The 14,377-nt window shown below is 49.1% G+C and carries 11 protein-coding genes; 3 read left to right on the forward strand and 8 right to left on the reverse strand.

What is annotated here, in order from left to right:
• The first annotated feature begins 70 nt into the window (after window positions 1-70).
• The gene (locus ACES2C_RS18520) at window positions 71-2,260 is read left to right on the forward strand and encodes an ATP-binding protein (RefSeq protein WP_374164543.1); all 2,190 of its coding nucleotides are present in this window, start codon (window positions 71-73) and stop codon (window positions 2,258-2,260) included.
• Between the two features lie 4 nt (window positions 2,261-2,264).
• On the opposite strand, the gene ACES2C_RS18525 is transcribed toward ACES2C_RS18520, so the two are convergent.
• On the reverse strand, window positions 2,265-3,128 hold the full coding sequence (locus tag ACES2C_RS18525; RefSeq protein WP_374164544.1) for a bifunctional transcriptional activator/DNA repair enzyme AdaA: 864 nt from the start codon (window positions 3,126-3,128) through the stop codon (window positions 2,265-2,267).
• Between the two features lie 379 nt (window positions 3,129-3,507).
• Window positions 3,508-4,986, reverse strand: coding sequence for an amidohydrolase (locus tag ACES2C_RS18530; protein ID WP_374164545.1), 1,479 nt, complete (start codon window positions 4,984-4,986; stop codon window positions 3,508-3,510).
• 690 nt (window positions 4,987-5,676) lie between these two features.
• Between ACES2C_RS18530 and ACES2C_RS18535 the strand changes: the two genes are divergently transcribed.
• On the forward strand, window positions 5,677-5,823 hold the full coding sequence (locus tag ACES2C_RS18535) for a hypothetical protein (RefSeq protein ID WP_374164546.1): 147 nt from the start codon (window positions 5,677-5,679) through the stop codon (window positions 5,821-5,823).
• Window positions 5,824-6,152: 329 nt separating this feature from the next.
• Here the strand turns inward: ACES2C_RS18535 and ACES2C_RS18540 are convergent, their stop codons facing one another.
• From ACES2C_RS18540 to ACES2C_RS18560, 5 genes are all read right to left on the reverse strand, one after another.
• Window positions 6,153-7,682 carry an ATP-binding protein gene (locus tag ACES2C_RS18540; RefSeq protein WP_374166986.1) on the reverse strand — a complete coding sequence of 510 codons (1,530 nt, stop codon included), beginning with the start codon at window positions 7,680-7,682 and terminating at the stop codon, window positions 6,153-6,155.
• Between the two features lie 622 nt (window positions 7,683-8,304).
• On the reverse strand, window positions 8,305-9,060 hold the full coding sequence (locus ACES2C_RS18545; protein WP_374164547.1) for an ABC transporter permease: 756 nt from the start codon (window positions 9,058-9,060) through the stop codon (window positions 8,305-8,307).
• 11 nt (window positions 9,061-9,071) lie between these two features.
• Complete coding sequence (locus tag ACES2C_RS18550) at window positions 9,072-9,335, reverse strand: hypothetical protein (protein WP_374164548.1); 264 nt, start codon at window positions 9,333-9,335, stop codon at window positions 9,072-9,074.
• On the reverse strand, window positions 9,332-10,297 hold the full coding sequence (locus ACES2C_RS18555) for an ABC transporter ATP-binding protein (protein ID WP_374164549.1): 966 nt from the start codon (window positions 10,295-10,297) through the stop codon (window positions 9,332-9,334). Before ACES2C_RS18555 ends, ACES2C_RS18550 begins: the two co-directional genes overlap by 4 nt.
• 3 nt (window positions 10,298-10,300) lie before the next feature.
• On the reverse strand, window positions 10,301-11,227 hold the full coding sequence (locus tag ACES2C_RS18560) for an NEW3 domain-containing protein (protein WP_374164550.1): 927 nt from the start codon (window positions 11,225-11,227) through the stop codon (window positions 10,301-10,303).
• Window positions 11,228-11,893: 666 nt separating this feature from the next.
• On the opposite strand from ACES2C_RS18560, the gene ACES2C_RS18565 reads away from it, so the two are divergent.
• Window positions 11,894-13,132, forward strand: a complete 1,239-nt coding sequence (locus tag ACES2C_RS18565; protein ID WP_374164551.1) for a hypothetical protein — start codon at window positions 11,894-11,896, stop codon at window positions 13,130-13,132.
• Between the two features lie 68 nt (window positions 13,133-13,200).
• On the opposite strand, the gene ACES2C_RS18570 is transcribed toward ACES2C_RS18565, so the two are convergent.
• Entirely contained in the window at window positions 13,201-14,367 is a 1,167-nt protein-coding gene (locus tag ACES2C_RS18570; RefSeq protein ID WP_374164552.1) for a glycoside hydrolase family 172 protein, read from the reverse strand.
• Window positions 14,368-14,377 lie beyond the last annotated feature (10 nt).

Here is a 14,377-nt window from a genome sequence, read left to right on the forward strand (position 1 = left end):
GCGCTCTTTAACTATTGATTATAGATTTTTAATACAAAGTATTTACTTTTATCCTCCAAACATTCTCTTAGTGAAAAGTACTGCTATCTCAAATCGTTCTTATCTGTTTGTCCTTATTGCCGTTTTCACCAGCGCTCTTGCCGCCATTGTGATCTTTTCAATACAGGGTCAGAAGACATCAGCGAACCTCAGACAAACACTCGATAGCCTCAACGAAGACCTCATTGCCATCAATACCGTTGATGCCGCAATAGAGAGCCTTTTTCGTACGGAAAACAAGTTCAGATTATTCACCAGCACGGGAAAGAAAGAATACCTGCAGGAATACCAGAATGAACTTGGCCACCTCTCCAATCAGCTTCGCTCAGCAGAACAGTTTATAAAAGGGAACCGAACTCAACTTGACAGCATTGAGCTACATTCACTGCTCAACGAACGCCAAGACCACGCAAAATATTACATCGGGACTCAAAGCATCAGAGACTCTCTGCACTCCGTAGTACAGGCACTGAGCCGGGTGAGTTTGCAAAGAGAGATGAACGGGAATCTGAATAGGAAGAATAAAACTCCATCCCTTGTCATCCGGACAGAAACAGTTATTCGTCCCGCAAAGACTGAGAAAAAAGGAATCTTTAAGCGACTTGCAGCAGCAATCGGCAATAAGCAGCCACGGTTTGACACGATAACAAGTAAGCACAGTTATTATCTCCATGCATCTGGCGGGCATCGTACATCTTCCGCAGCACAAAAACTTGCGGCCTCAGTGAAGAAGCTGACGTTGGCCCAGCAAAAACTGAAAGATCAGGAGACTGCTCTCATTCGCACAAATGAAAAACTACTCCACCGCCTTTCTGAAACACTGCGCCACCTGAAAAAGGCAGAATCGCGGATTAAGTCAGAAAAAGCAAGAGTACTAAAAAGTGATACAACAGAGGGCCTGGCAAAGCTGGGCAACATATCAGAGCTCACTCAGATCATTGCCATCCTCCTTACCTTTATTGTCCTTTTCAACGTTTGGCGACTTTACCAGTCAGAAAAACAACTGGTCGCTGCTAAAAACACCGCTCTTCGGCAGACCAAGATAAAGGGCGAATTTCTTGCCCATATGAGCCACGAGATCCGTACGCCGCTCAACTCCATCCTCGGCTTTTCGGAACAGCTCGAAAACAGTGAACTATCCGAAGAACAAAGCGTTCAGCTTACCGGCATCAGGCACTCATCGGAGCTGCTATTAAAGATTGTGAATGAGATCCTCGACCTCTCAAAACTTGAAACGGGCAAACTCAGCCTTTCCGACCAGAACTTCTCGCCAGCCCGTTCAATTTCCGAAATCGCCGCTTCTCTGAAAATCCTGGCAGATAAAAAGGGCATCGGTTTATCCACGAAAGTCCACTTCAGCGAGGACGTGATCCTCTCGGGCGATGAGTATCGGCTGAAGCAAGTCCTCATCAACATTGTGAATAATGCCATCAAGTTTACCGAGCAGGGCACTGTGACGATCCAGGCAAAGCTCTCTTCAAAGAACACGCTGAACATTGACGTAACAGATACCGGCAGAGGCATTCGGAAAGAAGACATCCCGAGCTTATTTAACGAGTTCACCCAGATAAAACCGGGCGAATCTGATAAACAAAACGGCTCCGGACTCGGGCTTGCTATCTGCAAAAGGATCGTCGAAGCAATGAACGGAACCATTAAAGTAGAAAGTAAGTTAAAGGAGGGCTCCTGCTTCAGGATCGAAATTCCTTTAAAGCCGGCGGCCGAACAGGCCACGCTCAAACCGATCCCCGACACACCCGCCTCAGTCTTTAGCGATAACCCCGACCTTCTCAGTAATAAGCGACTCCTGGTGGTAGACGATAACAAGATGAACATTTTGCTTCTTAAAATGATATTGAAGAAATGGAAGGTAGTTTGCGATGAAGCTTGCGATGGAGGAAAGGGACTCGAGCTTTTTGTACAACACAATTACGACCTGGTACTCACTGATATTCATATGCCAGTACTTGACGGAATTGCTCTCACCAAAAAAATAAGATCAAACCCCGACCGGCGCAAAGCCACCGTTCCTGTACTCGCCATCACGGCCAATACCGCTCAGAAAGACATTGAAGCATACCTGCAACAAGGAATAAACGACTACGTGGTAAAGCCTTTCTCGGAAAACGAGTTGTACGAAAAAGTTGCCAAATACTGCATGATGCATGAGAGCTTCGTGAAGCCACTTACCGCCTGGGACGAAAAAATGCCCTCTCTGTAAGAGCTTATACCTCCCGGGCGTCTCTGATTACTTGCTGAGAGGCCTCCCATCCTATCATAGCCAGCTTGCGTGTTGCTCCCCAGCGGTACTGCCCCGACTCGCCCGTAGAACGAATGACCCGGTGGCAGGGGATCAGATAGGCAATCGGATTACTCCCTACGGCAGAGCCAACGGCGCGGCATGCCTTTTCATTCTTAATGTCGGCACAAATCGAAGAATAAGTCACGAGCTTTCCCGGCGGAATGTTCAGCAACGCCTGCCACACCTTCAGTTGAAAAGGGGTTCCTTTAAGATGCAGTTTCACAGAATGAAGACCGCTGCAACCTGCGTCGAAAACCTGAAGTGCCCGTTGCTGCAATTCATCAGATTGTTCCTGATAGGTGGCCTGGGGAAAGCTGCTTTTTAGTCCGCTTAAGGCGGCGTCTCTGTCCGAATCGGGGAAGGTAAGGTAGCATATTCCCTTCGCTGTTGAGCCCACCAGCACGTCGCCGAATGGTGTCTGATAAAAACTGTAGTTGATCAGCAGGCTCTGTCCGCCGTTCCTGTACTCGCCGGGGGTCATCCCTTCAATGCTGACGAAAAGATCATGAAGCCTTGATGGTCCCGATAGCCCCGTTTCCAGTGAGGCCTCGAAAAGGCTGGCCTTACTCCCGAGCATCTCCTTGGCATACTCCAAACTAAGGTACTGCAAAAACTTCTTAGGCGAAACACCCGCCCAGTTACTGAAAAGCCGCTGGAAGTGGAACGGACTCAGGTTCACTTCCTCAGCAACTTCTGCCAGATCAGGCTGCCTTCTAAAATTAGCTTTCAGGTATTCGATTGCGCGCGCCACGCGCTCATAATCGAGTTTTGCTGTAATTTCTTCCATCCGGGTCTGTTTGCAATAGTTCGTTTATCTGTAAAGACTGCCGAGATATCAAACGTGTTTACACCTCCCCTCTTGGGCCAGGGCAGCGCATCAGTATTTCAACGCTGAGCACTTGCTTATCTCAGTACAAAAGAACGGTCGCCCCTCTGGCGCCCTGGTCTCAGCCATCTGATATACAAAGATAGTCTCTGCTTCTCACCCACCAACCCGATTCTTGCTCATCTGTTTTTCGTATTGTCCTCTTAGCTCTTAACTCCTGGAGATCCATTCGCATCTGCCGCAACGATGCCACCCTTTTCGTAGCGTCAGGTCAGCTTTGCCCTCCCCTAAGCACTCTCTTTCGCATCGTGTCCTCAAGCTGGCTTAATAACACAACTTATCAGCGCCTGCTCTTATAGACCAGCTCCCCGTTTAACCAGGTCGACACAACCTTCACATGAAACAAGTCCTGATCGGCAACTTGCATAATATCCTTATCGAGCATCACGAAATCTGCAACTTTGCCAGGTTCCAGACTTCCTTTTTCCCGCTCTTCATAATTCCCCCTTGCTGCCCATATCGTCATGCCGCGTAATGCATCTTCCCTGGTGAGGCTATTCTCAGGATAAAAGCCTCCCTTTGGATAACCATTTCGGTCCTTTCTGGTAGTGGCCGCAGCGAAGGTCAGAAGCGGGTCGATTGACTCCACAGGAAAGTCGGTCCCCAGGACCAGCCAGCCATTCTGATCCTTCAGTTTTCGGTACGCATAAGCGTTTGAAGTACGCGCCCGTCCAAGCCTCTCCTCCACCCAATACATGTCAGAGGTGGCATGAGTAGGCTGCACGGAGGGGATGACGTTATTAAGACCAAATTGGTTGAAATCCTTACTGCTGACCACTTGTGCGTGCTCTATTCGCCAGCGGAGATCGTTCTTGCCATTTAGTACACTTCCATATATGCGGAGGATCTCGCGATTGGCTGAATCGCCAATCGCATGCGTACACATCTGAAAACCTTTTTCATAGATCTTCCGTGCCACCTCCTCAAAATGCTTTGCGTCGCTGAGCAAAAAGCCGAGCTCATGGGGCCTGTCGTGATAGGGCTCCAACAGGCAGGCGCCGCGCGACCCCAGCGCCCCGTCGGCATAGACCTTAAACGATCTGACACTCAGTCTATCGGTTTTGATGGCACCCCTCGCAAACAGGAACGAATAGTTGGCCGGCTCGTCAGACAGCATCAGGTATAAACGCATCTTCAGTCTTCCCTTCTTTTGAAGGCTGTCAACCAAACCAACAAGGGGGTGATCCACCCCGCAATCAGCAACTGTGGTGAGCCCCACAGAAAAGCAGTTCCGCTGTGCCGCCAGCAATGCATCTCCCGTCTCTGCCAGCCCGGGCACCGGTATATGCGATTGCACAAGTCGCACAGCATTATCAATGAGGACTCCGTTCAAAACTCCATGAGCAAGGCCTATCTCCCCGCCTTCCACTTTTTGTCCGGCTTGTATGCCCGCAAGTTTCAGCGCGTGTTCATTGGCAATAGCAGCATGACCATCTATCCGATTGAGGATGACGGCACGACCGGGGAAGGCTTTATTTAACGCAGAGTTGTCGGGAAACTCCTTCACACTCCAGTCGTTCTGATCCCAGCCCCTTCCGATGATCCACGGATCATCATTGCCGTTAGCAAAGGCCTTGACCCTTTCAATCACCTCCTGCCAGCTCTTTGTTCCTGTCAGGTTTACTTCCCTTAAGGAAAGTCCGTATCCTAGAAAGTGCGCGTGCCCGTCGATGAACCCAGGGAACACTGCCTTTTTACCTGCATCAACCGCTCTGCCCTGATAAGCCGACAGTATTTCATTGCTGGTGCCTGTCGCCACAATCTTTCCCCCTTTACAGCGAGGGCTTCCTTCACGCTAAAAGAACTGTCGGCGGTATAAATTTTTGCGTTGTGGAGGATCATGTCGACACTCTTCTTCTGGGCAAATGAGCTGAAGAAGAAGAAAAAGGCAGGAAACCAGCAAATCAGAGCCCGCGCTATTACATAGCGACGCCTAGTCACTCTGTAGCGCCGGACAGCAGGCGGGATGCTTTTCCCCCGGGTTATCTTACTGGTGAGGGGACAGAGTGTGAAATATGGAGAATTGGTACTTGTCTGGTCTTCCATGAATATGTAAATTTCCGGTGGCAAACTTAAAAACTTGGCCAGGTTTAAAGGCACTATCCTGTTCTTTTCTGATCGAATAATTTTAGCTCTCCTGGCCCTCTCAGCATCTGTTCTCCTTCGTTCCTGTCTATTAACTGCTTCGCTCCGAGTGCGGGGTGAGTCCGGGTTGAGTGCGGGTTCACTGCGGTAAAAGCAGCATTTTACCCGCAGTCACCCCGCACTCAACGCACACATAACCCGCAGGGATAGCGAGGCAGAATAATCTCAGAAGATACCCTGTAACGAGCGAAGGGCGGTTCCCCATTCAGGAGGCAGTCGGGGTGGGAACGAAGAGCCGCTGATCTATTTCGGGCAAACAATTCCCGCATAATATCATTCTATAACAAACAAAAAGACAGAAATAATGAATCCGGAAGAAACAAAACCCAAAGCAGACCAGGAATCAGAAAACCCGGCAGACGACGTGGAAACGGTTGTGTCGAATAACGACAATATCGAACCGGTTCCCGACAAAGAACAGCTGGAAGACAAAAAGAAGACTCAGGACTAGTACCTGGTCTTCTTTTTGTCTTTTCTAAGCATACTCTCACCTATAGCAGTACAACACCATCCCTTATCGCAAATCTGGGTGATCCTCATCTTACTTCCTGGCCCAAGGAAAATAAAAAAAGCAGAAAGAGATGTGGATCGGGCTAAGAACAGAATAAGTAGAGAACTCCTGCCCCTATGTGTAAGAGTCGCAGCAAAGAGCTTGACCATACCAGAAGCGGACATATCTTTCCCCGTCCGTACACACGTTCTGATCCCTCAGCAGAAGGCAACGCATGGACTTCTTTATAATTAAAACTCAGGTGGAAGCACTGGAGGGATAAAGATCATTCATTCGTCCTCAGCTGCCAAAGGAAGACTGAAATAAAAAGCGGACCCCTTACCGGGCTGGCTTTCTACCCATATTTTGCCGTTATGCCTTTCAATTATCTCCGCGCACAAATACAAGCCCAATCCAAAACCTGACACTAACTTTGTTTCAGCGTCCTCAACACGAAAAAACCTTTCAAACAAGCGATTTAAGTCGGCCTGCTTGATTCCAATTCCCTCGTCTTTTACACAAACCACAGCTTCGCCATTGCGTCTTTCACAGGATATTTCTATACGTGATCCGGATGACGAGTACTTGATTGCATTGCTCAGGAAATTACTAACCACTTGTATGAGCTTGTCCTTATCGGCATTTACCTCTATTGAATCACAAAGGTCTAGAACAAGCTCGTGCGTGTGGGTGAGCAATTCGATATCCTTCACTGCCTGCTTCAAAAGTTCGGAAAGCTGAAATATTCTGAGGTTTAATCCAATCTTGCCGTCCTGAAGGCGTGCAACGTCAAGAAAACTTTTAATAAGGGTGTGCATCTTGTCGACCTGCGAGTGAACCTTCTTTAGTACAACAGTGGAGAAGCTGTCCTCCGTCTTGGCAGCGTTTGAAGCCAGCATTTGTACATAAGCCTTCACTGACGTCAGCGGCGTTTTCAGCTCATGGCTTACCATGGCTATGAAATCATTCTTTCTGATTTCGTCCGATTTCTTCTCCGTAACGTCAATAACGGTCCCGGAGAAACTTGATGAGCCATCAGCCTGCTGTTTGTAAATCTTTCCGGTGGCTTTGACCCATCTTAGCTTCTTATCGCCGGGAGGCAAAATCGGAAATTCAATATCGAAAGGCTCATTCCGTGATATCGTGGCGCTGATGGCTGAACGTACAGCAGCCTGGTAATCATCTTTAACAGTGCTGAGCACCTCGTCAAGCGTTACTGTATCATGCCGATGAAAGCCGTAGATCTCCTTGAACCGCTGAGAACAACTTAGCTTTCCGGTCTTCAGATCAATGTGCCACATGCCCATATTAGCTGAGTCCATAGCAAGCCTGAGGCGCTCTTCCATTTGTTCCATGGTCTGCCTTTGCGCCTCGGCTACTTCAAAAGCGCCCCTCTCTTTTTGAGCCGCTTCAACTGCACTGGTTATATCTAATGTGACGTGCACGATATACTCCACCTCCCCTTGCTCGTTTAATATGGGTGAGTTGGTTGCTTTCCAGTAGTGGACGTTAAAGAGGTCGGTTCCCCAAATGGGGATGTCATACTTCTGACTGGGAAGCACATGTTGCTTTTTGGTTAGCACAGCCTCGGTTAAGCTGCCGCGAAGCGCCTCTACGTTCCGGGTCTGCGGGTCGAGCGGGTTTTCGGGAAACGCGTCGAGAAAGCCGGAACCTACGATATCCTCTAACTTGGCGTTGGTTGCGGCAAGATAAGCATCATTGGCTGTTACAATGGTAAAGACAGGCACGTCCGGCTTTAGGATAATTGTGGGCGGAGCCGTCCTGAAAAAAGACATGAAGCTAATAGGCAGATCTGTCACTTCCAAAATATTAGGTTTTCATTGTCTAAAGGAAGTTGAGCACCTTTTTGTTTTACCAAACCTTTCAATAGACGGGCTTCACGTGTGTGGATCAGTATCGCTCGGCGTGCCTTTACTCGTTTCCTCCCCCTGCTTTTAAGTCGCAGAGCTTGCTGGCAAGCATCCTTCTGAAGACCCTAACCAAAATGACAGGGAGCATCATACAGGACAAGTGGTGCCCCAGGCAGGCTTGAAAAGCCACAAAATAACGGAGACGTCAAATCCCTGGTACACAGTCGTTGTTCATCGTCTTTAGCCAGCGTGTGAGAAACACCCTGCTAAGCGAATAAGGGTTTCAGGAATATGGTGCGATTGTTCGGGTGACTGATCTTAGAAACACGCTGCTAAGCGAATAAGGGCCGGTATTGGAAAAAGAAATGAAGTCGGGATGGGTTATAAACGCCGAGAGCAAGATGAAGGAGGTTATGTCAGAACTGAGTTCTCGCAAAAAGCTGATATACTGCTATTAAAGGGCAGCGCTAAATGTTAGCGCTGCCGCAATAGAAACTCCTTTTCATTAATAACTTATCAAGTGAAGAGGCTGAGATCATTTGTGATACTGCGTCTCTCCCCTCCATTGACCTTACCGAGAGCGGATCTCTCGCTTCATAAAGGACAAGTAAGACAAGGCAAAACAGGCAAGGCTTGCAGCTATCAGACCTGTGAGCTGAGGCCATACCAGCAACAGGCTTTGGCCGAGAGGCAAAGGACTGGGAATGGCGCCATACATCTGCTCCATAGACAAAGGCCCCAGGCTTCTCACGGCAGGCATCAGGAGCGTAGTGGTTGCATCGCTGAAAAGCTGACTTGGTGCCAGGCGGAGAAGATTGACGACCTTGCTCTGATACTCGATCACCTGCTGCTCAGAAGCCCCGTCGGCAGGCATCATGACCCTTGCGAGCAGGCTGACCAGGATCTGAAAAAACACGGTGAAGAAGAGCCAGGCTGCAATTGAAGTGAGAGCAGAAGTTGCGGCTTGTTTAAACCTGATGGAAAACAAGATCGCTAAGTTGAGCCAAAAGGCAACGTATAGTACACTGAGCGCCAAAAATGAGACTACCCTCAGGAACTCTTCCGCTGTAGGCGGCACGCCGATGAGGATGAGGCCAATGCCCATGACCAGAAATCCAAGAGCGAAAAATAGTGTGCTGATGACAATGAGCGCAGCTACAAACTTTGCGTTGATGAGATAGTCGCGGTGAACAGGCTGAGACATAATGCGACTTAGCGTACCCTTGTTCTGTTCCGAATTGACGGCATCGAAACCAAGTGCTATGCCGAGTAACGGACCGAGAAAACCAATAAAAACATGAAACGGCGGCAGCGAACCGTCAGACAAGGTAAAAAGCCTCAAAAAAGGAAGTCGGCCTGCGGATCGTTCGGCTTGATTGATTTGGATAGATTTGTAACCGAAGTATAGAGTGATCCCATGCAGGTGAGCAAGATCAAAAAGAGCAATATGAGGAAGCGCCAGCTCCGCACATGGTCTCTGATTTCCTTATTTACCATCACGCGGAAAGGGTGAGGCGCAGAGTGAGCGCCTGCGTTTACAGCCCCAGCGAACATCCTCACCTTGTCTATCAGTGCTGACCGGGTTTTAGTTATGTTTATCATTTTCCTTTGCCTCCTTCAAAGTAACGTTGGTAAATTTCATCTAATCCGTATTGCTTATGACTAAGATGTGTGAGATCGAAACCGTTCATTACAATCGTCCTGGCAATGTGGGGAACGACATCGTACTCACTTTGGATAAAGAGCTCGTCTTCCCGGAACTCGGCGAGCACTACGCCCTGCATCCCGCGAAGGAGATTAAGCAGTTTTGCTCTCTCATCGCCGGCTGTGCCCGACGAAAAGCGGACGCGCGCGGAGACTGAATCTTTTTCGTTGGGAAAGAGCTGGCGGGTGAGGCTGAGCAAGTCGCCCACTGCCAGCATCCTGCCGGCCACGAATATGCCTACCCGGTCGCATACCTGCTGTACCTGATGCAGGTGGTGAGAAGAGAGCAGTACCGTGATCCCTTCCTCCCTGCTCAGTCTTACGATCAGCTCCAGAAACTCCTTTACTCCCTGGGGATCGATACCGAGTGTTGGTTCATCAAGAACAATGACCTCAGGATCTTTAATCAGTACGTCAGCAAGACCAAGCCTTTGCCGCATCCCCCGCGAGTACTTTCCTGTCTTTTTACCAAGCTCCTGCCGCAGCCCGACGCGCTCAAGGAGGAGTTCTGCCTTTTTTCTGGCCGGTCCTTCAGAAATTCCATTCAGCATTGCCGTATACATCAGGTTCTCAAGTCCGGTATAGGTATCGTAAAAGCCCACGTCGTCGGGGAGATATCCCACCCTTCTCTTTACCTCAATTGGGTTAGTGACGGCATTAACCCCGCAAACGCTGACCTGTCCGGCAGAAGGTTCTGTGAGTCCGAGCATCATCAGAATAGTGGTTGACTTACCGGCCCCATTGGGACCGAGAAGGCCGAAGATCTCACCCCTGGCAATCTTAAGATCAAGATGATCTACAGCTGTAAAATCGCCATAACGCTTGGTGAGACCTTTCAGCTCAATAATAGGTGTGCTCAACGACTACCTCCTTCCGTATTTCTTAAACAGATAATACACACTTCCGATGGCAACCACGATGATGAGGAGGCCCAGCCATCCGCTGAGCAGCGACGTTTCTACCGCTACTCTCATGTCAACTTTAGAGGATACCTCCGGGCTCCTGGCTTCGAGATTTGCAACGTAATCTCCGGCAATTGCTTTTTTGTCTGCCTTGATAATGGCATAAGCCTGAGCAGTGGCACCGGGGGCAATGGAAGCGATTTTCTGCGGCTCAAATGAGACTTCCCAATTAGCGGGGCCGGTACCCTGCAGCTCCACATTTTTTAATTCAGCAGAACCCGTATTTTTCACGCTGAGCTCCAAACGTTTGCTATCGCCTGCCGTTACCTTTGTACTAAGCAAACCGCTAGGAGTGCCAAGCTGAAGGCCATAAGAACCGGTAATAGAGAGGTCGAGCGCGAGGTCGGCTGATGTGGCATTGGTAGCAGCAACAACAGGGATCTTATATGATCCGGCAGGTGTCTCGTCAGGCGGATCCACCTCTATGGTGATTTCTTTGCTTTTATTGGCTTCAACGCTCACTGACGACACCTGCTTGTAATCGGCCTTAAAAGCAATATTCCAGCCGGGCGGCACATTCGAGTTCAGCGCATACACCTGATCGGCTCCTGTTCCGTTCCGGAGCGTTGCCGTATAAGTGAAAGTGGAATTTGCAGCCCCCTGCATGTTGGATTGAGCAGTGCTGAACTCCGATTTAAAAGTACCTTGCTGAGAGACCACCACCGTTAGCGGCAGGCGTGCAATTCCTTTTGCCGCCACTGTGAAGTGATATGCGCCTTTATTGACTTGCAATGGCACCTGCACCTGCAAGGTAAGGGTCTTCTTGTCTTTCGGCAGCACCGACAGCTGCCCGACTGTCCACCCCCCGACTTCATGGAGTAGGTCCATCCTTTAGGAAGGCCGGTGACGGCAACTTCAGCCGTGGAAACAGCCCCTCCTTTATTGATCAGATCAATATCATAACTGATTGACTCCCCCGGCGGGACCGATATTTTCGTATAGGGAGTGTAAAGGGTAACCTGGGCGACGCTGGTCGCTCCGTTTAAAAGGAAAAGGAACAGGATGAGGGAGCACAGATATACGTTCTTTGCATGTGCCCGCTTTAAAAAATCTGACATAATCTTTAATGAGCTACAAATACATACTAAACCTTATCGACAAGGCTACCGCTTCGGATCGTTATAAGTTATTCTTCTCTTTTCCCTTCGTTCAGAACCTCAGAGGTCAGTGCCTGGCGACATGCAAAATTTTGTTATAGGAAAATATTTTACAACGGTTTTAACACTATTTAACAAATGAGGCTACGCAGGACGGGCAAGAGTTAAACACACACGTGTATGCTTCGTTAAAATCTCTGGTACCGGCAGAGCCTTCTGCAGCTACCTCCGCGGCGATAAAAGCACCGGCCCCGCCGTGCGAAATCAAAAAGAAATTAAGTAGATATACCGGTCTTATTATTTCAGTAGAACACCCGAAAAAAGCGACATGAGGGCTCTATACCTTTGCTTGAACATTTATAATTCATCGACTTTATTGACTATAAAAGACAGATTTATGAAACTTATACTGCATTATGGGATACTCTCTCTGCTCGTTGCCCTCCTTTTCTCATGCCAGAAGGAAAATGACGGCCAGGAAGATGAGAACGGAGGAAACAAGCCAGGACTGGTTGTTCCGGCAGGAACACCGGATGGAAGCGCGCCGGCAAAGAAAATAATAGGACTGCAGGGCGGAACATTGAAAAGTACAGACGGACGGATTGAAATAGATATTCCGCAGGGAGCGCTTACCGAGGCTCAGGAGATTTCTATTCAGCGTATCAGTAATACAAACCCCATGAAGCTAAATCAGGCCTACAGGATTGAGCCGCACGGCATCACGTTTAAAAAAGAGGTAAAGCTGAGTTTCTACTATACGGAGGAGGACCTGGCAGGAACCGTGCCTGAGGCACTGGAGATCGCCTATCAGAATGATAAGGGCATCTGGATCCGCGTTGGGGGCGCGCAGCTTGACAAAGAAGATATGACAGTGACAGTAAGCACCACGCATTTCAGCGACTGGAGTTTCTTTGAATCATTTAAAATAACACCTGATAATACTACTGTTGAGCCTGGCGGCTCAGTAGAACTCTATATCTTCTCAGATGCCGACGACATCCTGGCCCCCCTGGAAAAGGGCAAAGAACAGGAGATCGGCGAACCGGGAGCGATGACCGCCAAGTTTATAAAGAAGTGGACCTTAGCAGGTGCGGGAAGTCTTGAGACAAATGGGGCAAGGGCTGTATATAAAGCTCCTTCTGCTGTGCCTTCAAAAAATCCGGTTGCGGTGTCTGTAGAGGTGGACCTGAACAAAAAAGGAAAGTTTCTGGTGGTGGCAAATATCACCATTACCGGCTCATACATTGAATTTAGCATTGGAGGCGGTATCCCCAAAAAGATACCAGCCACACCTGTGGTACGCATGGGTGGATTGTATCTGCTGTCGAACCCTGATAACGAGGGCGGCGGATACTTCCTGTTGCGCTGGCCCGGCGGCAAAGGGTCGCATGGCTATTCCATCGAGAACAATGGCGGCCATTTTCACTGGGAAGAAGTTGGAGGATATACTTACATGAGCAAGTATATAGAAGAGGATAAGCTGCTGGCAAGCGGTGGAAGTGTAAATATCGAGAGTATGGGTGAGGAAGACGGGTATGTAAAGGGCAGTTTTTCTGTCACACCGACCGGCTACGGCCCTGCCCTACGTCGCTCGCTCGCGGTAGAGGGCAGCTTCAAAGTAAGGAAAGGATTTTAAGAAGCCTGATATACTACCCGGGAACGATCTGGTGCTCCGGGTAGTATATCTGAAAGGGGTGCTGCTCATTAGTTTACTTCCATGACGTCTCTTGACGGCAATTTAGGAAACCTGGCGTGAGGCTCCCTCTGATACCAGTATGCAACAGTAATAATGTCGGACTGCTGGGGAAGATAGCGCCCTCCATGTCGCCAGCCAAGATCCTGAATAGTGACCTTCAGATCCTTGTCGAAACGTATTGGATCGGTGATATGCCAGCGATACATACCAAAGCGCTCCTGCGACTTATAGGTTCCGTCGGGTCTGATTACCTGGTGGAGGCCGGCGTAGGCGGTAGAATATTCAGTGAATTTGCCCTGGCGGTCGAAATTGTATGATCCGCAGAAATAGTCTTCAGTACCGGTGCCCACAATGGTGGCATAGTCTTTATCACCGTCGAGAAAGAACTTGATTTCTCCTTCGCCCCACCAACCGTTGTTTCGTACCCCAATGGCCATGTAGGTGCCAACATACTGACCCTTGCCCTTCACTCCGTCAATAATGGTATGGAGGGAGCTGAGATTCGGATTTGTTCTCCGGTACTGCGCATGAAAATAACCTTCATCCTGCCCCACATCGGTTAGGGTATAATCGATCTGGTAGTAAAGTCGCATTGCTTCTGCATCGTTCAGGTTCTCCATGGTTATTCTGCATTTTCTCCTGAAAGGCATCTTCCAATAGCTATTGAATGCACTTCCGGGGTTCACAGTCATGGCAAGGGAATTCAAAGGAGCATATTCGTTCCAGGCCATTCCAAAGAAGGCGCCGACAGGTGCTTCCACAGAAGGTTCTTTCTCATCATCCCAGTAAACCCTCAGGATAGAAAACTGCCAGTTGCCTGTGGGCGTCATCCAGATGTGCTGGATCGCACCCGGGCCTTCTATCTCCGCAAGAGTAAATGTCTCACCCGGATTAATAATGACAAAGGGGTTTACCTTCCAGCCCGTGCCCAGGTCGCGTGCTTCATTTGCAGCGTTTGCAACATTCCGCTGTCCTTTTTCTTTCCGGGGATCAGCCATTCCGCCTTTCCCCTTGCCACCCGAAAAGTTCTCAGGGCTAATAGAACGCGTCTTCGCGTCGGAAAGACGGGAAAGATTACCGAGGTTAACGTCGAGCCCGTTAAATTTCTCTGCCTGCTGCGCGTTTGCCCCAGCTTGTACTGCCAGGAATAAAACTGCTAATAAAAAGCCTTTCATGATTTCTGTT

Origin of the sequence: Arcticibacter sp. MXS-1 (assembly GCF_041902385.1) — a bacterium.
Lineage (GTDB): Bacteria > Bacteroidota > Bacteroidia > Sphingobacteriales > Sphingobacteriaceae > Arcticibacter.

What these genes read in the sequence shown, in the direction of transcription:
- ACES2C_RS18550 (WP_374164548.1), bottom strand. Translation starts at nt 9,335, where the DNA reads ATGATAAACATAACTAAAACCCGGTCAGCACTGATAGACAAGGTGAGG.
- ACES2C_RS18560 (WP_374164550.1), bottom strand. Translation starts at nt 11,227, where the DNA reads ATGGACCTACTCCATGAAGTCGGGGGGTGGACAGTCGGGCAGCTGTCG.
- ACES2C_RS18565 (WP_374164551.1), top strand. Translation starts at nt 11,894, where the DNA reads ATGAAACTTATACTGCATTATGGGATACTCTCTCTGCTCGTTGCCCTC.
- ACES2C_RS18535 (WP_374164546.1), top strand. Translation starts at nt 5,677, where the DNA reads ATGAATCCGGAAGAAACAAAACCCAAAGCAGACCAGGAATCAGAAAAC.
- ACES2C_RS18525 (WP_374164544.1), bottom strand. Translation starts at nt 3,128, where the DNA reads ATGGAAGAAATTACAGCAAAACTCGATTATGAGCGCGTGGCGCGCGCA.
- ACES2C_RS18570 (WP_374164552.1), bottom strand. Translation starts at nt 14,367, where the DNA reads ATGAAAGGCTTTTTATTAGCAGTTTTATTCCTGGCAGTACAAGCTGGG.